The organism is Nostoc sp. T09 (genome assembly GCF_002154695.1).
GTDB lineage: Bacteria > Cyanobacteriota > Cyanobacteriia > Cyanobacteriales > Nostocaceae > Aulosira.
This window is the reverse complement of record NZ_MTAV01000034.1, coordinates 34,952-54,107: the sequence shown is the minus strand read 5'-3', so window position 1 is coordinate 54,107 and position 19,156 is coordinate 34,952. Positions and strand designations below refer to the sequence as shown.

The window sequence follows — 19,156 nt, the reverse complement described above, 5'->3', positions numbered from 1 at the left end:
GACTGATACTACTTTTGATTACAACTTGGTATTAAAAATTTCTACCAAATCAAACCATCTTTGCAACATATCAATCATTTATAGGGGCGTACAGCTAGCTGTACGTCCTTACTTATGTATTTGTTGCTTGCTTATTCAACTTTCATCTTTTTCTTTTAAAACATGAAAGGGTTTTCCTGTCTTGTATTTATCGATTGCTTTTTCAAGGCTAATTGCAATTATCAACCAATTTTGAGGTACTATTCCTAATTTCCTTGATTACAAAGATTACTTATTTTTCTCTAGTTAAAGTATGAAAGGATATTACAAATATTTTTGTCCAGTCCTATTGATAAACAAGCATCTTGCTTAAATCTTTGTGAGTATAAAATTCCAGCGTAAAGGCAAGCAATCATGCCTCGAACCTGTATTTTCTCAAAGTCTCAGCTTGTAAATTTAGGATATTAGATGCAACAACTTTGATAATCAACCAAGCTATTGTCTAGCATTATACTCATGAGGCAAAGAAAGAGAGGTGCTATGGTGGGTGCTCGGAGAAAATCACAGTTAAAAGCTTTTGAGACATCTATTTTGGAGGCTTTAGACCAGGTAGAACGAGCTACCTCAAAACTGTTTAAGCTGGAAGATATTCTAGAAGCAGTCTGTCAAAACATCCTGGCACTGGGTTTTGATTTCGCTAACATATCTTTAATTTCTCTAGAAAAGAATATTATTGAAGGCGTACATGGGAGTGGCACTGGAGTAGTTTGGGCTAATTTGGCCAAACATTACCTAGAACCAGACCCAGAACTCAGAGATATTCAGGCAGATATAGTCCAAACTCAGCAAACTGAGATTATTTCTGGATGGGACAAACGCTTTGATCGCTGGATTTATCAGGAGTATGGTCATGAAAGGTTGGTTCGGGTATTTACGCCCATTGTGCTGGTTCAGGATTATAACGGCAGAGTCCTCAAAAATTGGTTTGAGCGCTGTAAATGGCAGAAGATAGGCCCTCAATTTGACGAGAGTACAGAAAGACAGCATGAGGTTTACCAATTACGTCTACCACCAGACCTGCAACCTGAGGGACGTAATCCAGAGGTAATAGTCATTGGTACAGTAGAAGCAGGTTATAGTTCTCCAGAAAGACGAATTGAGGAGCAAATATTATCGCGATTGCTGCAATATATTGCTCGGCAATCTTTGGATATTTGGCAAGCACAACTACCTCGGGTTTTGGAAACGATAGCGGAGAAAGCCAAACAAATTCTCGATGCTGATGCAGCCACCCTGCATTTTTTATATGAGCCAAATGCAGAACCGGGTCGTTACACTTATGAAGTATTTTCTCGCGGCATTGGTAAGCAATTTCTAAAAGCCTGTCCACCGCGTCATAATGGACTGGGACGACAAGCAATTCTGGAAAGAAAGTACAAGTTTATCCCAGACTTATCTCAAGGTCATGACAAACTGGAAATGGCCAAGCTTAACCCACAAGCCTTTTCGGCTGGGATTAAAGCAATGGCGGCTTTTCCGTTGCAGGTTGAGAACAAAGAAGGAATACTTTATGTTGTATTTCGGCGCACGTATATATTGTCTACACGTAAGCTACGCTTAGTAGAACTATTTGTCCGGCGGTGGGCTATTGATGCAATTTGGCACACCATCAGAATCGAACAAATGCGTGATGAAGCACGCCAGCTAGCTGCACTCTACTCTGTTACCCAATCTCTTGGTCGTATACCAGAAAATAATCTCCTACATCGTGTCGCTTGGAATACTTTAAATGTCCTAGGAGCAGATGTAGTTAATATCTACGAATATATCCAGACTGAAAGGCAATTTACAACTCCTCCTAAGACAGCAGGAAGATTAAGACAAGAGCAGAAGATGCATGATGAGATTATTGGACAAAATGTGCCATTTTTGCTGATTCAGCGGGGAGAAAACGTTTATGTTCCACAACTGGAAAAAGAACCGATATTTCAGAATTCAGCTTTTACTCATAGAGAGAAAATCCATTCTGTAGCTGGTGTACTGCTAGAAGTTGATAAAGATATAGTCGGAGTAATGTTTATTAATTACCGCCGACCTCACAGTTTTTCTGAAGATGAGAAAAAGATGATTGAAACTCTTGCTTCTTCAGCTGCGATCGCGATCAAAAATCAACGGTGGTTAGCAACTCTCAACGATATCGATCGCAAAATTATCACTACTTTAGATCAAAAGGAACTCCTGAAGCTGATTGTACAGCGAGCAGTGCAGATTTGTGGGGCTGATGTCGGAAATATTCGCTTACTAGATCCTAGCCAGCAGGAGCTAGTTACTAAAGCCAAGTATGCTGTGAATTTAACTATTGACCCTATCGAAAGAAGAAATAGCATAGACGAAGGGATTACAGGTTGGGTGGCAAGAAATCGCCGATCGGCATTGGTAAATAACGTCCAAACTGATTCGCGTTACCAAGCTTACTTTGCCAATATTCATTCCGAGTTATGTGTGCCACTTCTAGACAAAGATAAGCACTTATTAGGTGTACTGAATGTGGAAAGCCAGTATATTTCAGCTTTCAACCAGAGACATCAGCGAATGTTAGAAGCCTTAGCAGACCAAGCAGTGATTGGTATCCAGAACTTAGAAAACAAAAGGCAACTGGTGAATATGGAAACAATGGTTACTCTGGGTGATTTGGCTGGCCCATTAGTGCATCGTATGAATAATGATGTTGGTGCGATCCGAGTCTGGGCACAAGATATTCTGGATGAGGGTGATGAGAACAGCAAGAGTAAAGCGCAGCGAATTGTATCAAGAGCAGATAGGGTTTTGCAAGGTGCCGATCGCATGAAAATTTGGATACAGGAAAGGCCTCATGCCATCGATGTATCCGAGATAGTGGTAAATGCACTGGCTAGAATGTCCATACCTGCGAACATTACTCAAAATATTGAGGTACCAACTGACTTACCAAAGGTCTTAGGTGGTGAACAACAATTAATATATGTTTTTGATAACCTAATTCAAAATGCCGTAGAAGCTATGCCCCAAGGCGGTAGGGTTTCAATTATTGGCACTAATGTGCAAAGAGAAATACAGTGTTGGGTAGAAGTGCGAATATGTGATACTGGCGTAGGCATCGCCGTCGAAAACCTGGAAAAAATTTTCCAGCCTGATTACACCACGAAAACAGCGAGGAGAGGTATGGGTTTTGGACTTTGGTGGACAAAATTGTATGTGGAACGTTTAGGAGGTTATTTAAATGTGAATAGTGTACTGACTCAAGGGACTAATTTTACTATGCTCTTGCCAATCTACAAACCAGAAACTTAAGCATAAGCTAGGCATTAAATACCATAAGTGGTGGCAAGGAGGAACCGATGATATTTTTCAAAGTTCTTCTGGTTGAAGATGACTCAGATTGGCAAGATATCCTTGAAGGCAAGATTCGTACAGCTTTAAGCAATATTGGTCATCCTAAAGATATTATTCAGATTGTCCGGACTTTTGATGAAGCTTCTAAAGCTTTTAGAGATAGCGATTGGCATTTGCTGATTACTGACATTGGTTTGGGAGATTCATCCATTGCTCGCCGTCAGAAGCTAGGAATACATTTAGTTGAACTTGCTTACTCTCGGCAGATACCAGCTATTGCCGTCAGTGGAACACCCGTAGTAAATACGCAGGATGTTCGTGATTTATTGATGGAATATAAAGCGTATGATTTCTTTAGCAAACGTGATTTTGACAGCAAAAAGTTTATCAATAAAGTTCAGAATATTTTGCATAATGAACTCCAAAAATCATCAAATCATAACGAAATTTTAAATAGTTCAACTGTTGATGATAAACAATTTGTAATTACAGCTAATCCGCTAAAAATCTTGTTTTTAGCATCCGATCCCACAGATACTGCTAGATTACGCTTAGGAGAGGAGTTACGAGAGATTCAACAAAGATTGCAACTAGCTAAACAAAGAGGGAGATTTTTGCTAGAACAACGTCTATCAGTACGTCCAGGCGATATTAGTCAGGCGTTACTGGATATTGAGCCTCATATCGTACATTTTTCTGGGCATGGCATCAATACTGGTGAATTGTATGTAGAAAATGAGTTAGGTAAAATTCAACCTCTCAAGCCTGATGCTCTAGCTTCATTATTTGAACTTGTAGAAGACCAAGTAAATTGTGTAGTCTTGAATGCTTGTTATTCCCAAACTCAGGCGGAAGCTATTGCTAAATACATTCCGTTTGTAATTGGGATGAACCATTTAATTGGCGATCAAGCCGCGATCGCATTTTCTGTTGGTTTTTACAAAGCACTAGGTGCTAATCGTTCAATAGAGAAAGCTTACAAGTTTGGCTGTACCGAAATTCAATTACATGGTATAGCGGAGAATTTAACTCCTGTTATTTATAAAAAAACAATTTGAGTTAAACAATGTAACTTTGCATAGCGAGTCCATCCCCAGCCTCTCTATAAAATTCTTTAACGTGACTCTAGCTTTGAGACTCGTGTCTCTAATTTGTTGACTTGTTGCTTCAGTTCAACCACTAAAGTTGCGAGGCGATCAAACATGCGGTCGCGTTCTGTTTGTGATACGTTGCCTCTAGAGCCAGTTGGCTGTCGAGGGGTAAGTGTGGTTCTTGGGGATGGAGACAAACGAGTTTGCCCTAGTTGAGACTGTATCTGGCTTACCTGCGACTCAACACGACGCAAGTCTGCTTCCAAATTATAAATGCGAGAATCTATTTGTTGTGATGAAGCAGTATTCGATAATAGCCCCATCCAAAGAACAATTGCAAAAATTGCGGCAAATAATAATTTTTTAATTTTAAACATTATCATTTACTCCTTTAGCTAAGTAGATAGAGGAAAAATATCACTATCTACTAGCTTCTTTTGATTTTCTTATCTTAATTCTCCCCTTTGTCTTGATTTATTTATCATGTTCTAAGTTAGAAAATAGCCTCTGCCAATCGATAGAGTTATTGCTATTTTCTCCCTCTTTAACTTCAAATGTGAGGTTGCAAGCTTTTGGTTGTAATAACGCTTCCAGGCAGATTTCGGCAACATCCTCACGGCTGATTTTGCCCCTAATATTATCACCTTGCTCAAAGATTAATTCTTTACCGCCTGCTTCCTCTGTCAAAGCACAAGGTCGGATAATTGTGTAAGGAATTCCACTTTCTCTTAAACTATCTTCTCCCTTTAATTTCCAAGTTAAAATTCCTCCCAATTGGTCATTTAATTTGACTGCTGGAGGTTCTTCATCTAGATTAATACCTGGGCGTCCGGGACGAGTTACACCCGCAGAACTAACTAATACAAACTTTGGTAAATTTGCTCTACCATAAGCTTTAATTGATTCCACTTGCAAACTGAAGCCACCAGGTGCAAAATGAGGATTTAATGCGCCATCATATTCAAATTTGCTTAACATCAGTTGCAATGAGCAAACTCTGCTAGAGTCGATTGCTGGTGCATCATTGACAATTTTGGCGCGAAATACAGGAATTAACTCGGCAAAAGGAATGCGAACATCTATCCAGGTATTAGCTACGGTGTCAAAAGAATAACTATAACCAAGTCCATCCCATTTCGTGTCTGTCCGCAGAAATAATTTATAGCGTTTACCATCACCTCTAACGCGCAGTTCTACACCGTCGTACCCAGCTAAATTGAAGGCTGGGTCAAAATTTTTAGTTCTAACAGAAGCAAATCCTCCAGAGTTGGCGGTAGAAACATTACCAGCAAACAAAGCTGTATTTTCTACAAATTGCATATTACTCGCACTCACGCCACCCATCACAACATCATCCAAAGCTCCCCAGATATTTCGTAATTCATCTGATGGATTGGTAAAATCATATATTAGTTTTTCATGAGATTTATTGAGATATTTTTTTGCTGCTTCTACCAAGTTTTTTACACCTAGATATTCTACATTTTCAGGTGTATCACCAACGATTTCTGGTTGATAAAATTTGATGCCTTGATAATATTTAGCTCTATCTTCTGTATCTCCTTCTACTGGTTGCACCCGCACCGCCGTGCAACATATCACAGCTTGGATATTAGCCATAACAACAGAAGTCAAAGTTTCTGGTTGAGTAATATCTGCAACTACTAAGTCAACATCATTACCCAAAATTGACCTAGCTTTGTCGATGTCGCGAACAAGCGATCGCACTTGATAACCACGTTCTAATAATCGCCGCACGACGCGTTTACCTAAACCACCTGTTGCGCCTGCTACTAATATTGCACCCACAGTTCTTCCTCCATTGGGTTGATATTTCTCATCCTTGGGACGACCTTGGATTAACTGTTGTACCCAGTTCAGGAAAGGAATGACCTCGAAATATGTCAAAGTTTCAATGAACCTGCCTAAGTCCCATTGAGAACGATTTTTGTCAGCCACGATCGCGTCCTCATAACTTTCTTAAGTCTAGCTTAAGAAGAAGACTGAAGAATAAGTATAGACATTTTTTATGCTTTAGATTGTAGACTGGATTAAAGCAGCTTGTAATGCACCCTATTGAATATTTACTCATAAAGGCTGATGATTATTTCGGATTTCTCAACCGCAATCTAAAACTTTCAACTGTGTAAAATAAAGCAGAAATTGCTAGCAGAACTAAACTAAACTGCGGTAATTCATCTAAATATTTGCCTTGCAGTAGAAGATTTATTCCGGCAATTAAGAAGCCTATAATTAACAAAACATCTTGACGTTTAAAGATTTTAGGTTTCACAAAAGGGACAGCAGATAAAGCCATTGCTGCAAGTATTAAGATACTGCCGATGAAATTGGTTGAATCCTTCATAATTTAGTATCAATCGGTCTTTTTTACCTAAGTCCTCGCAGGCGGATACATTCTGCTAGTGAGAAAATACCGATTCCTGCTAATAAAAATTGACTCATTTGGATTTCTGGCTTGACATATTGATTTTGAAATAACAGCAGTATGCCACAAATGCAGAAAATAACAGCAAAGACAGCGTCATAGTCTCGTGCAACCTTAGAATACCAAGAACGCAGAAAAAATAACCCTGCGCCAAAAGCTGCCAGACCAACACCTAACAAAACAATCCAGGTAGTTGACTTAAAGAAAAATAATCCAGCCGCGCCTACAAAAGGTATAAATCTAATTACAGCTAGTGCTTGATTAAGAGAACTTACGGCTGTAACTTGAGATGCTGGTTGCAAGGCTTCTCCACGATCGCCAACAGGTATGGCAGTTGTTGGCGGTTGTGTAGGTAAAGAGTGACTTACAGGTGGAGAATTTACTGGTTGAGTTGGTGCAGAGGCGCTAACAGGTGGTGAAGTTAAAGGTTGAGTTGGCGCAGAAAAGTTTACTAATTCCCGAAGATCTTGTAAGACTTCTGTAGCAGACTGATAGCGATCGCGGTAATGGTAACGTACCATCTTTTGCACAAAATCTGCCAGTCGTAGCGAAACCTGTGTATAGTTTTGCCAGACAATCTCACCCGTTTCTGGATTTTCGGGTAATTGTCTTGGTGACATTCCTGTTAAGGCTTGGATAGCAACCATCCCGACGGCATAAATATCACTGTTGTGGCGTGGTTTCCCTTGGGCCTGTTCTGCTGGCATATAACCAGGAGTGCCAATAGCTACAGTAGCGGCTGTTTGGCTAGGTGATGCTGCTATTTGCGTTTGCATCTGTTTGACCGCGCCGAAATCAATTAACACTAATTTGCCATCAGAGTCTCGCCTAATTAAGTTATCAGGCTTGAGATCGCGATGAATCACTCCGTAGCTATGAACAAACTCTAAAATTCCTAAAACATCTTGTAGCATCTGGATAACTTGGCTTTCATGCCAACATTTACCAAGTTGCATTTCCGCGCTGAGTGGATGTCCCACAATCAACTCTTGCACCAAGCAAAATTCTTCATTTTCTTCAAAGTAAGCCAAAAGACGCGGAATTTGGTCATGATTACCCAACTGCTCTAGGATTTCTGCTTCGCTATTAAACAGGCGTCTGGCAATTTGCAAGTAATTGGGATCAGAAGTGGCAGGTTTTAATAGCTTAAGAACACACTTCGGGTTACCCGGTCGGCGGGTATCTTCCACAATGTATGTTTCTCCAAATCCTCCAGCACTTAAAACTTGGATAACTTTGTAACGCCCATCTAATAGCTTTCCTAGCATGGTGTGGCTAACACAAGTGTTTTGATAACATGATCTTGCTACATGATAACGGAATAGTTGCTATCACTTAGTATTAAAGTGTTGCTACAGCCTGTGTTCTCACTGCTTTGGGATATAGCTACAATTAAGCCAAATCTTTATGCATTCCTTTCTAGCGCTGAAGAACGTTAGGATACTGAATGAATTGTTACTCATCCAACGGTAATTTCCTTATGAGCCAACTGGAAAAAGTTCAAGCTGAGTACGAAAAGTTTACTGAACAATTTCAGAGTGTAATTATTAGCACCGTTAACGCCCAGGGAATACCCAACGCTAGTTATGCTCCCTTTGTGATGGATAATTCCCAAAATATTTATATCTACGTCAGCGGTCTTTCCACTCACACCAAAAATATCTCTGCCAATCCTCATGTTTGTGTTTTATTTATTGAGAATGAAGCTCAGACTAATCAAATTTTTGCTCGTCGCCGGTTAAGTTTTGATTGTACGGCTACTGTGATAGAACGCGAAACTGACCAATGGAATAAAATTGTTGAGCAATTTCAAGAACGTTTTGGTGAAATTGTCGAAGTTTTACGCGGTTTATCTGACTTTCGGATTTTCCAGTTAACTCCGAGTGAAGGCCGTTTTATAGTTGGTTTTGGAGCAGCTTATCACATCAGTGGTGATAACCTCCAGCAACTTGTTCAGATTACAGGAGATAAAGGCTAGAATTTCGTCCTTTGTAATTTATAACTTGATACCGCACACATAATTTTATGCTTCAGTTTCAACCTCCTGGCTTTGGGCACAAAGTCATCAATACCTCATTGGGAGCAATGGTTTACTATACCCAAACGACTGCACCCTGGTCGATTGCTGACACTGAAGATTTACCCACTTTAGTGTTTCTGCACAACTTTGGAGGCGGTGCGTCTGCATACGAATGGTCTAAAGTTTATCCAGCATTTGCTTCTAGTTACCGCATATTAGCCCCAGACTTAATTGGTTGGGGAGAATCTGCGCATCCAGTCTGGGATTATCAAATTAGGGATTATCTGAGTGCGATCGCAGAATTTATTATCAAGACTTGTCGCCAACCTGTGACAGTTGTCGCTTCATCCTTGACAGCGGCTTTCACTATTCGCTTGGCTATTACCCAACCAGATTTATTTGATGCATTGTTTCTAGTTTCTCCCTCTGGTTTTGATGATTTTGGGCAAGGTTCTGGACGGAGATTGCCCCTGCCACTGATCAATACACCATTGTTGGATAATTTAATCTATGCCCTTGGTGCAGAAAATGAATTTGCAGTGCGTAACTTTCTCCAAAATTTTCTGTTTGCTAAACCAGAAAAAGTTTCAAGAGAAATGGTGCAAGCTTATTTAACTTCTGCACAACAGCCCAATGCCAAGTTTGCAGCCTTAGCATTTTTGCGGGGCGACCTTTACTTTGACTTGAGTTTATATCTTCAGCAACTCAAAATTCCGACTGTGTTTTTTTGGGGAGAAAAAGCACAATTTACTAGCATCAAATTGGGCAGAAGGTTAGCAAATTTAAATCCAAGGGTGATTCAAGATTTTTATGCGATCGCCAATACAGGAATATTACCTCATCTAGAAATGCCAGAGGTAGTAATTGCTCTGTTACAAAAGTATTTAAAATCCGCAAACCCCTAAATACTCAGTTCTTCAATTTCCGATTCAGACAAACTCGTGATCTGAGCTACCTGTGCTGCTGTCATACCCGATCGCAGTAAATTTCTTGCTGTTTGCTGCAACTGCAATTCAGCGCGTTCAGCTCGTTGGCGTTCCTGTTCAGCTCGTTGAGTTTCCTGTTCAGCCCGTTGGCGTTCCTGTTCAGCCCATTGGCGTGCCTTTTCCTCTGCTGTTGGTAATAACTCCCCATCCAAAGTTGCCCAACGTAACCAAGTTGTATTCACACCTTTGTAAGTCCCTTGCCAACGTAGTAATGCTAATCCTAATGCTTGACTCACCAATTTATTCTCTGCATTAGCTACTATTGGTTGATATACTCCACTACCAAGAGAAAAACCAGCCCAATCATCAGGATTGAAGGGATCAAACCAGAAGTATTCTGGGACACGCATCTGATTTTGATAAATTAGCTTTTTCTCATCTTTATCTGTGGCTGCGGTAGCTGGAGAGAGCAATTCAATCACTACGTCCGGGCCTTTACCTTCTTCCCAAACAACCCAACTGCGACGTTCTCCCTTGGGGACTCCCAATACAGCAAAAAAATCTGGGCCTCTGAAATCTTGGTTTTTTAACTGTGCCAAGCTGAAGTAGACAAACATATTGCCACTTGCATATCCATCTTCCCGTTGTTCCAGCCAAGTCTCTACGACATCAATTAACAATTCCATTTGCATTTTATGTCGTTGGCTTTCCATCGGGATACCGTCGTCATATGGTAGTTCCGCTTGGGTAGGCGGGAATTTTACATCTGGTGCTGCTAGGGTTTCTGACATGGCTTTTAAGGTTTTGGCTAGCCATTGCGGATATTTCTATCTTACTTGAACTGGAGAATGGGCATTGGTTATTGTTTCTTTCTTATTTCCCTTCTAACCACTAATACCTAGTTCCTTTGAACTGTAGCTGAGTTACGGTGAATTGGTATATCAATCAACTTCAGCTTCGGCGTTAATATTAACCTCAGAATTATCTTTGATGGGCCAATTAAACAATCTTGGCATCTGGGACACATCTAAAGCATAGTTGGCTGTCCAGAGCACAATTTCTAACAGCAATAAATTTCGTACCCACATCAGTTCAGGTTCCGAACCCACGAGTGTCAAGCCTTCATAAAGCTGCCAGATGCGATAAGGCAAGTATAAGTAAGGAACCATTACCCAAGTGACTGATTGAAACTGCCTTAGTGTTATGCTTTCAGAGAGAATTTGTAACCCTAGCATAATAAAATACCAAAGCAATACAGTTAATACACTGCCGTAGCTCCATACCACACCCCACAACAGCATTACTATTAGGGGTAGAACAATTCCACCAATTTGCACTGTAGAAAACCAAATTTTATACCACCCTGGCAGTGGTTTAAGTAAAATCATAGGCTTGGCATTCCTCCATAGCCAGCCCACAACCACAGTAAAAAATGTAGCTACTATAAAAAAGAGCAGGTTTTCTATAAATAGGTACATAAGTGTCTTATCGTCCTGTGCTACAACACTCTAATTTTGCTGCCAATACTTATATTTTTAAACGCCCGCAGGCTAGAAGCCTTGTCATTAAAAAGATTTTTCTCTAAATAGCGATCGCTCTCAAATCGAATTTCCAAACCCTTATTCTTGCGTGGGATGACAGCAAATGTGGATGCACTGTTTAACAAGAGTGATGGTGTAAGAAACCTCAATGCGATCGCTACTTTTGGCAAGCATCAGTGCATAGAGATGTCTGCACTTGCAGATAGTCTCAGATGCAAATTCAGTCAGATCTCCAAGTCTGCTATCTGTTTATAGTCAGGTCTTGGAGACTTTCTTAGCCTATGCTCTGTGATTTCGCGATCGCTTAAGTTAAGTGTGATTCAACCCAACGATTACTTTGTCCCGACTAGCTCCTTTACCTTGTTGATAATGCTTACTGGATCGATTCCTTGATGTGGGTACTGTTCCCATAGACCACCACAACCTTCTTGATGAGTGCCAAGATAAGCATATTTAGGAGTCAATCCGCGCTCTAACAACCAAGAACCGAAACGGCTACCTAGGCCAGTCCGGCGGTTGAAGGCTTCTACAACCAGAACAAAAGGTGCTTTCCCGATTTTGGCGATCGCTTCTTCATCAACTACATTCAAAGTCGGCTTGTTAATCAAACCTACATCTAATCCTTCCTGCTTCAGACGTTCTACCGCATCAAGAGAACGGTATAAAGCATCACCAAAACTCACGATGTAGCCTTGTGTTCCTTCCCGGATAACTTCATCTTTACCAGGGACAAATTTGTAACCATTGCTAAAGAAGTCATTACCGTTACTATTCAAAATATTAGGCACTTTGGAACGGGTGGAGAAAATAAACCGCAATCCAGGTTCAGAGAACACAGTTTCTACACAGGCTGTCATTTGGTTGACATCTGCGGGGAAGTACAGCCTTGTTTCATAGCCATCATCCAAGCCATTATCGGCAAACATATTATTTAAACCGAAATGACAGGTGTTATCTGCCATGTCATCAATACCTGCGTGAGAAAAGTGACACAGAACGTTGGAGTAATTCAACCGCGCCATCGTGATTTCGGAAATGCACATTTCCAGAAAGGCGCTGAAAGTGGCAAAAATACCTTGCTTGCCCTGGGTCATCCCAAATCCAGCCGCAGCCGAGAAGTTACCCCGTTCCATAATGCCAGAGGGAATAAAGACTTCGGGGTATGTATCATGGATTTTCTTCAGACCGCAGGAGCCTTCTAAATCGCTATCAATAACCAAGACTTTTTCTTTGCGTTCTGTTTCACTCATGCGACTGAGGACACCTACTACAGCTTCACCAAAAACATTGCGGTTAGCTCCCCATTTGTCGCTGGAACCCAGAAATGTATAGGTTTGCTTGGGTTTCTGGATGCTCTTCAGGTATTCAACAGCCGCAGTTTGTCCGCGAGATTCGAGATATTTAATTGCCAAATCTACGGAAATCACATCATGACCGTGAGTTGAACCTTCTAAGCCTTCAATACCGGGGCACATGGGGCGTTTGTTGATCACAGCGATCGCGCCGGGTGTATTCACGGCTTCGCACAGGCGGCGGTATAAATCATCCAAATCTTCCCCGTCTCCTTGCAGCACCTTCAACCCGTGACCTTCTAGGGTTTTGGCGACGGTGAAACCAGGTAAATATTTAGAAGGATGTCCGGCGATCGTTACATCATTATCATCAATAATTAGCTTGACGTTGAGATGCTGGGCAATAGCTAAACGGGCAGCTTCCGCATCGTTACCTTCTTGCTGAGAGCCATCAGAACCCAGGCAGAAAACCACTTTGCCAGGATTAGCCATTGCTACACCATTGACGTAGGGCCATACATGTCCCAGTCGTCCAGAACTAAATTTCACACCTGGAGTCAGTCCTAATTCTGGATGTCCTGGTAAATGGGAATTTGCCTCCCGATAGCGTAGGAGTTGCTCTGCTGGTAATTCACCGTGCAGCGTTGCCATCAAATATTGGGTTGCAACCCGATGTCCAGCTTCATCAAAGAAAATTGGTACAAATTGCTCTGATGCTCCCCGGAAGAAAGCATCAAGGATCGTTACCTCTGGGACTGTATCGTATGGCCCGCCAGTATGACCACCTACTCCTCTAGCCGCACCTGTTGCTGTAAAAAAGACGATTGCATCCCGGCAGAGTTGAATGTTTGCTTTGAGTGTTTGTCGCTGTTCCGCCGTCAGTGTGGCATTCGCTGGATTCAATGCCAAATATTTATAAGCACCGAGATCAATAGGAAATTGGGTTTTAGCAATAGTCATGGCTTATTTCTGAAATAGGGACTAATTTGGACAGACCAACCGCATGAGCAAATCACGAAAAATAAATATCCAATTGTTTCCCAAGCAAAAGCAGCCCACTAGGAACCATTATTGAACCATGTGGCTTAAGCTGACACGCGCGCAAGTGCCAAAATTAATACATTTAACTGTGCCTGAATGTGCTTGAATTCAATTGAAGTTACGGATAAACGTACAAAAAACTGCACATTACCGCTATTTTTAAGTGAATTGACCAGAAAATAGATAGGCTAATTGATCCCTTTTCCTTGTAAGTAAAAGATTGGGGATTAGGTCTATTTCTTGTAATCTACTAAATTGAATCTGATGTAATAAGTATAAACTCACAAACGTGCAGTTTCAAGCCCAAAAACGCAATTTCAGGAAAAATAATTATGTTAACTGCGGAACGCCGACAATTCATTTTGGAAATTCTGCGTCGTGATAAAAAGGTACTGTCAACGGAACTCAGCGCTGTGCTTAAGGTTTCCGAGGATACGATTCGTCGGGACTTGCGAGAACTAGCAGAAGCAGGACTATTGCAACGCGTGCATGGTGGCGCACTGCTGACTTCGCCAGCTACCGCGAGTTATGCCGATCGCCAAAAGCAAGCACCAAAAGAAAAGGACGCGATCGCGCGCACAGCCGCAAAATTAGTCTGTCCAGGACAGGTAGTAATATTAGATGGAGGAACGACAACTCTACAAGTAACCCGTCATTTGCCTCTAGATTTGCAAGCTACAGTCGTGACTAATAGTCCGCCAATTGCGATCGCATTAGCCGAACATCCTCATATAGAAGTTGTGATGTTAGGTGGCAAACTCTATAAAAAAGCTTTAGTGAATGTCGGTACTGTCACAATTGAGTCATTACGGATGATTCGTGCAGATTTGTGCATGTTAGGGGTGTGTAGTTTGCATCCGGAGGTGGGGATTAGTGTACCGAACTTGGACGAAGCTCATGTTAAACGAGCGATGATTGCTGGATCGGCTGAGGTAGTAGGATTAGTGACAACAGAAAAATTAGACACAGCTGCTCCCTATGTAGTCGAATCGATTCATGCACTGACTTACCTTGTAACTGCACCGACAGTATCTAACCAAATGCTGTCTGCTTACAAAGCTTTAGGTTTGACCATTATCCGTGACGAGTACGAATAATCTCCAGATTTGATAAATGCGATCGCTATTGACCACCCACTCTAAAATACAGCAGAATTCAAGAGTTAGAATTCAGAATTCAGAAGTAAAACAGTCTTTATGCTAGGGTTTGAGGCTTAGGATCTCTACTTCACTAACTTGAAATTTGCTGTATATGAAGAAAAAGCTCAAGTATTTACTTAAGCACCACCAAGAGCAATAAGTTTAAAGTTAGGATTACCTTTACCTTTACTATGGCAACATCTTAGAGGTTGTTTGTAAACGATTATGAACCTCCAAATTGAGGTGTTCTGAGGTGTTTCAACATTAAATAAACCATGCTGCCAATGATGCGCTCACAGCATTCCAACTCTTTACACTTCTTTATAAACATTTGCTTACAGAGTTTTAAATATCTAATTTAGATTAGTGGTAAATCCATAATTTCTAGTGAGGCTAAAGCGGCGAAAATACTGAACTTTTTACAATTGTTTGAAGATTGTAGATGAAAATTTTACATACATTTTTTTGGCTTTTTTTACTATAGTCAGTGCTAGCAAACTTAGTTTCTATCGTAGCGAATAATATTTTCCAACGCTTGTTGGAGAATTTCTTATTCAAAAACTTATATATTTTCTTCTTTACTTCATTAAATATATAAATTTGTTGGTCATTCTAACTAAATACTTACAAAGATAAAAATCAGTAAAATTTCTCTTTTATATAAAGTGACTATACAAGTATATTATCTACAGTTACACCAGCCTAACTGACAAAACACTATATGTGACCAACGGGTGTTGTCATTTACAAAGTTGCTCTTCAATTAACAACTCAGCAATTACTGCTTTATAGCCTAGTTGTTAATGAATTTGAGAGATTTAATCTCATGTTTGATTTTTGAGCGCAGCAATTTTTAAACCAAATCAATAAAAAACATGAAAATCAGGAATAACAATTTTCCTGGCATTTTCGTATGTATTTTTATCAATTTACAATTGCTGCCCAGATAAGTTGGCTCTTTTAGGAAGTGTGATTCTACTTTTCAATCCTTAATTTTTTATCGCGTCATTTAAACAAATGCATCAATCTTGCCACCTGATAGCCCTACTTTTAGCATCAACTTCTGCTTTCATTTTAACTCCATGTCAAGCACAAAGCCAGCCAGAATCAAATAACAGCAATGGTCAGAATATTAGCCCTATATCTTCAGAGCTAGCTACTGGCATAGATAAAACCGTGCCATCTCAACCAAGTGATTTGAAGAGTTCTACAAATAACAAAGCAGATATCTTGTCTGAAAATTCTAATACTTCCTCTACCACTGCTGCTCTAACTACAACAGCTAAAACTTCTAATTTACGTGTTCCAATATCCAGCCGAATTTTTGCTGTACCTTCGATGCAACAGTAATTAGATTATGAATGAGCAAGTGAAAAATGATGAATAATGAAGGTTTAAAGTTTATACTTCACACTTCATCTTGTCCTTATGAGCGCTACCCACAACATACTTGTTCATAGTGTTGACCAGCAATTTCCCAGGTAAATTCTGTTTCTACCAGTTGTCTGCCAGAGCAAGACAATTCATATCGTAGTTGCGGATGATCGAATAGTTGAATAATAGCTGTGATATACTCGGCTGGTACATTTGCTCTTAGCGCTCGTAGAGGTGTACCAGCACCATCTACCGCTAGTCCTTCTAAACCGCGATCGCTTGCTACTATTGGCACCCCAGCTGCCATTGCTTCTAAAGTTTTATTTTTAATCCCAAAACCCGTCCGCATTGGCACGATGCAGACGGTTGATTTATGTAAATATTCCACCATTGAGGGTACACGCCCAGTCACGGTAATTCCTGGTTGTTTTTTCAGTGCTAAAACCTCTGGTGTAGGATGAGCACCAACAATCTCAAAAGTTGTATCGGGGTAATGTTTCTGGATTTCTGGTAATACTTCTTGGCTGAAGAAGCACACCGCATCAATATTTGCTAAATTATCCATTGCACCGATAAAAATTAAGCGATGTCCTCCTGGATCGGCGATTCTATAAGGAAAGGAAACTAAATCAACCCCATTAGGAATAACTGTAATTTCACTATTAGGGTTTAATTCTTGCAATTGAATTTTGTCTTCTTCTGTAGTCACCACAAGGGCGGAAAACTTAGAGCAGTAGCTTTGTTCGTAACGACGTAAAAGTGGCAGATTAATTTTATCCCTCAATGTATTTTCGGAAATCCCAGTTGCGAGTTGGTTATGACAGCTACCGTAGAGAGAACTATGAATATTGACTACAGTTCTTAGCTCTTTTTGAAAATGCGATCGCACATAAATCTCATTGACGCTATGTTCGCAAGTAATAACATCATATTTTCCTGCTTGTACAACGTTATCAATCCACTCTTGCATTTCAATTGAGTAGCGGTTGAGTACACTCGGCGGTGTCCCCTGTTGCAAAAATGAGCTAAAGCGCTGGACTTTCTTTAGTATCCCTGCGGATGTTCCCGGTTCTGGGGGACGTTCAAAAACCACTAGACGATCCACACAATCTTCTAATCCTGCTATTTCTGCATCTGTGACAGAGCGATCGCGTTGAGTTACAAGAGTAATACTATGGCCTTGACTCAGATACTTGAGTAAATTAAATGTCCTGACTTGGGTTCCCCCCCGCGTTGGTGGATAGGGAAACGTAGAAGATAGCATTAGGATATTCATCTAACTAATGTCTGTAATAACACTAAGAAACATAATCATATATATATACAATGACCTCAATCATTGCTGATTGTCATCATGAATATCCCTTAGATATAGCAATCCGTGTAGGAGTTGTGAAATTACTCCTTGAGGCAGGGAACAGGGAACAGGGAACAGGGAATAAATGTACTTTGTTTTTCCACAAATGAAATAGGATTGCTATATTTTTTGTGAAACTTTAGTAAATTAAAGATCATAAAAAGCTAATTCCCGATTGCCTAGCAATATGATGAATTTACTGTATATCACCATTGAAAGTGTTGTATATACGGAAAATTTTATGGCAATATATAAATCTAATGAGTCTTGTTAATTAAATATACTTACCAAGGTATGTTAGCAATCCTGGGTTACAAGTTATTTTATGGACTTTACTAAGTGTTTTTCCACTTGAGAGATATTCTTAGGGTAAAATATTACATTCGCGTGTTAAGATACAAATCATATTAAATAGACTAAACTTATTGATTCGTGTAATTACTTCTAATTAAACAATACTTATTATCATTGTGGCTAAAGTTAGTGTTTGTATTCCTACCTTTAATAGAGTTAATCTATTACCTTACGCTATTGAGAGCGTAATCAAGCAGAGTTACCAGGACTTTGAATTAATTATTTGTGATGACGGTTCTAGCGATGGTACGCCTGAATTGATGTCACAGTACACAGATAACCGCATTCAGTATATACGTCATCAGCAAAATATTGGTAAAAGTAATAATATGCGCTCTGGCTTTAATGCAGCTAGTGGCAAATATTTTATAAAATTTGATGACGATGATCGACTTACGCCTGATTTTCTAGCACGTACTGTTGCCATTCTTGAGCAAGACTCTAGCATAGATTTTGTGGGCACTGATCATTGGATCATTGATATTGATAATGTCCGAGATGATAAGGTAACGCAGGAAAATTCTCGTCGTTGGGGTAGGAAAAAATTATCTGCTGGTGTTGTCGAGAATTTACTAGAGGTTGTTTTTATTTACCAAAGCTTCCAAGTTGGCGCAACATTATTTCGGCGTCAGACATTGCAAGAATTAGGATTTATGCTTCCCAATATGCAAAATTGTGAAGATAATGATTTATTTGTACGGTTAGCTTTGGCTGGAAAAAAAGGTTATTATCTGCCAGAATTATTGATGGAATATCGCTGTCATGCAGAACAGCAAGGCATTAATCGAGCTATTCCTTATTTATTTGATAAGATTCGGTATTTAGAAAGTTATAAGTTTGAGTCTGAAAAATTAGAGACAATCAGAAAAACTCGGCTTACTGAAGCTCAGTTAATATTAGGTTTGCGTTTAATTGAAAAAGGTGAAATGCAAACTGGTAGAGAACTAGTTTTAGCTGGTAAGTCTTTTTCCAATACTAAAGCCTGGACTGGGTTAGGGTTGTCGTTATTACCAAGTAGGTTGCGTAGTAAAGGATTTAAAGCACTGCGAAAAGTGCGAGGTTAGAGTGTTTCACAAGTAGAGCCGTAAATCTGCTCTCTAAAGTTTATTCTGATAGAGAAATCCGATTTGATTATTGAAAAAATATACGTATATGTAGGGTGGGCATCGCCCACCAAAACCTTCATCTGGTGGGCAGTGACCACCCTACGTATATTTCAAAAAT

15 protein-coding genes are annotated in these 19,156 nt (G+C 40.1%); 7 read left to right on the top strand and 8 right to left on the bottom strand.

Translation table 11 applies throughout. The features are described 5' to 3' along the window. The first annotated feature begins 495 nt into the window (after positions 1–495). Both BV372_RS09565 and BV372_RS09560 read left to right on the top strand, forming a co-directional pair. Positions 496–3,309 carry a GAF domain-containing sensor histidine kinase gene (locus tag BV372_RS09565; RefSeq protein WP_086686187.1) on the top strand — a complete coding sequence of 938 codons (2,814 nt, stop codon included), beginning with the start codon at positions 496–498 and terminating at the stop codon, positions 3,307–3,309. A 47-nt stretch (positions 3,310–3,356) separates the two neighbouring features. Beyond that, positions 3,357–4,409: a CHAT domain-containing protein gene (locus tag BV372_RS09560; RefSeq protein ID WP_256973139.1), complete on the top strand. Its 1,053-nt coding sequence runs from the start codon at positions 3,357–3,359 to the stop codon at positions 4,407–4,409. 56 nt (positions 4,410–4,465) lie between these two features. On the opposite strand, the gene BV372_RS09555 is transcribed toward BV372_RS09560, so the two are convergent. The 4 genes from BV372_RS09555 to BV372_RS09540 all read right to left on the bottom strand — a co-directional run bounded on the left by BV372_RS09555 (position 4,466) and on the right by BV372_RS09540 (position 8,156). Next, a complete protein-coding gene (locus tag BV372_RS09555) occupies positions 4,466–4,819 on the bottom strand; it encodes a hypothetical protein (RefSeq protein WP_086686185.1) in 354 nt (117 codons plus the stop codon). 97 nt (positions 4,820–4,916) lie between these two features. Then, the gene (locus BV372_RS09550; protein WP_086686183.1) at positions 4,917–6,401 is read right to left on the bottom strand and encodes a CIA30 family protein; all 1,485 of its coding nucleotides are present in this window, start codon (positions 6,399–6,401) and stop codon (positions 4,917–4,919) included. A 145-nt stretch (positions 6,402–6,546) separates the two neighbouring features. Beyond that, positions 6,547–6,807, bottom strand: coding sequence for a Ycf66 family protein (locus BV372_RS09545; protein ID WP_256973138.1), 261 nt, complete (start codon positions 6,805–6,807; stop codon positions 6,547–6,549). Between the two features lie 23 nt (positions 6,808–6,830). Continuing rightward, positions 6,831–8,156, bottom strand: coding sequence for a Ycf66 family protein (locus tag BV372_RS09540; protein ID WP_086686179.1), 1,326 nt, complete (start codon positions 8,154–8,156; stop codon positions 6,831–6,833). Between the two features lie 212 nt (positions 8,157–8,368). On the opposite strand from BV372_RS09540, the gene BV372_RS09535 reads away from it, so the two are divergent. Then, positions 8,369–8,866 (top strand): HugZ family protein, encoded by a 498-nt coding sequence (locus BV372_RS09535; protein WP_086686177.1) that lies wholly within the window; start codon positions 8,369–8,371, stop codon positions 8,864–8,866. 47 nt (positions 8,867–8,913) lie between these two features. Then, a complete protein-coding gene (locus BV372_RS09530; protein WP_086686175.1) occupies positions 8,914–9,813 on the top strand; it encodes an alpha/beta fold hydrolase in 900 nt (299 codons plus the stop codon). Here the strand turns inward: BV372_RS09530 and BV372_RS09525 are convergent. The 3 genes from BV372_RS09525 to BV372_RS09515 all read right to left on the bottom strand — a co-directional run bounded on the left by BV372_RS09525 (position 9,810) and on the right by BV372_RS09515 (position 13,627). Continuing rightward, the gene (locus BV372_RS09525; protein WP_086686173.1) at positions 9,810–10,625 is read right to left on the bottom strand and encodes a Uma2 family endonuclease; all 816 of its coding nucleotides are present in this window, start codon (positions 10,623–10,625) and stop codon (positions 9,810–9,812) included. The genes BV372_RS09530 and BV372_RS09525 overlap by 4 nt on opposite strands. A gap of 150 nt (positions 10,626–10,775) precedes the next feature. After that, on the bottom strand, positions 10,776–11,222 hold the full coding sequence (locus BV372_RS09520) for a hypothetical protein (protein WP_306298961.1): 447 nt from the start codon (positions 11,220–11,222) through the stop codon (positions 10,776–10,778). A 485-nt stretch (positions 11,223–11,707) separates the two neighbouring features. After that, a complete protein-coding gene (locus BV372_RS09515) occupies positions 11,708–13,627 on the bottom strand; it encodes a transketolase C-terminal domain-containing protein (protein WP_086686168.1) in 1,920 nt (639 codons plus the stop codon). 413 nt (positions 13,628–14,040) lie between these two features. On the opposite strand from BV372_RS09515, the gene BV372_RS09510 reads away from it, so the two are divergent. Beyond that, a complete protein-coding gene (locus BV372_RS09510) occupies positions 14,041–14,805 on the top strand; it encodes a DeoR/GlpR family DNA-binding transcription regulator (protein WP_086686166.1) in 765 nt (254 codons plus the stop codon). Positions 14,806–15,864: 1,059 nt separating this feature from the next. Beyond that, positions 15,865–16,197, top strand: coding sequence for a hypothetical protein (locus BV372_RS09505; RefSeq protein ID WP_086686164.1), 333 nt, complete (start codon positions 15,865–15,867; stop codon positions 16,195–16,197). An 85-nt stretch (positions 16,198–16,282) separates the two neighbouring features. Here the strand turns inward: BV372_RS09505 and BV372_RS09500 are convergent, their stop codons facing one another. Further along, positions 16,283–17,497 carry a glycosyltransferase family 4 protein gene (locus tag BV372_RS09500; protein ID WP_086686162.1) on the bottom strand — a complete coding sequence of 405 codons (1,215 nt, stop codon included), beginning with the start codon at positions 17,495–17,497 and terminating at the stop codon, positions 16,283–16,285. Between the two features lie 551 nt (positions 17,498–18,048). Here BV372_RS09500 and BV372_RS09495 point away from each other — a divergent pair. Then, positions 18,049–18,996: a glycosyltransferase family 2 protein gene (locus tag BV372_RS09495; RefSeq protein ID WP_086686160.1), complete on the top strand. Its 948-nt coding sequence runs from the start codon at positions 18,049–18,051 to the stop codon at positions 18,994–18,996. Positions 18,997–19,156: the final 160 nt, after the last annotated feature.

Coding starts and splice junctions, on each gene's coding strand:
- BV372_RS09545 (WP_256973138.1), bottom strand. CDS start 6,807: ATGAAGGATTCAACCAATTTCATCGGCAGTATCTTAATACTTGCAGCA.
- BV372_RS09505 (WP_086686164.1), top strand. CDS start 15,865: ATGCATCAATCTTGCCACCTGATAGCCCTACTTTTAGCATCAACTTCT.
- BV372_RS09540 (WP_086686179.1), bottom strand. CDS start 8,156: ATGCTAGGAAAGCTATTAGATGGGCGTTACAAAGTTATCCAAGTTTTA.
- BV372_RS09520 (WP_306298961.1), bottom strand. CDS start 11,222: ATGATTTTACTTAAACCACTGCCAGGGTGGTATAAAATTTGGTTTTCT.
- BV372_RS09510 (WP_086686166.1), top strand. CDS start 14,041: ATGTTAACTGCGGAACGCCGACAATTCATTTTGGAAATTCTGCGTCGT.
- BV372_RS09560 (WP_256973139.1), top strand. CDS start 3,357: ATGATATTTTTCAAAGTTCTTCTGGTTGAAGATGACTCAGATTGGCAA.
- BV372_RS09555 (WP_086686185.1), bottom strand. CDS start 4,819: ATGTTTAAAATTAAAAAATTATTATTTGCCGCAATTTTTGCAATTGTT.
- BV372_RS09535 (WP_086686177.1), top strand. CDS start 8,369: ATGAGCCAACTGGAAAAAGTTCAAGCTGAGTACGAAAAGTTTACTGAA.
- BV372_RS09515 (WP_086686168.1), bottom strand. CDS start 13,627: ATGACTATTGCTAAAACCCAATTTCCTATTGATCTCGGTGCTTATAAA.
- BV372_RS09500 (WP_086686162.1), bottom strand. CDS start 17,497: ATGAATATCCTAATGCTATCTTCTACGTTTCCCTATCCACCAACGCGG.
- BV372_RS09525 (WP_086686173.1), bottom strand. CDS start 10,625: ATGTCAGAAACCCTAGCAGCACCAGATGTAAAATTCCCGCCTACCCAA.
- BV372_RS09530 (WP_086686175.1), top strand. CDS start 8,914: ATGCTTCAGTTTCAACCTCCTGGCTTTGGGCACAAAGTCATCAATACC.
- BV372_RS09565 (WP_086686187.1), top strand. CDS start 496: ATGAGGCAAAGAAAGAGAGGTGCTATGGTGGGTGCTCGGAGAAAATCA.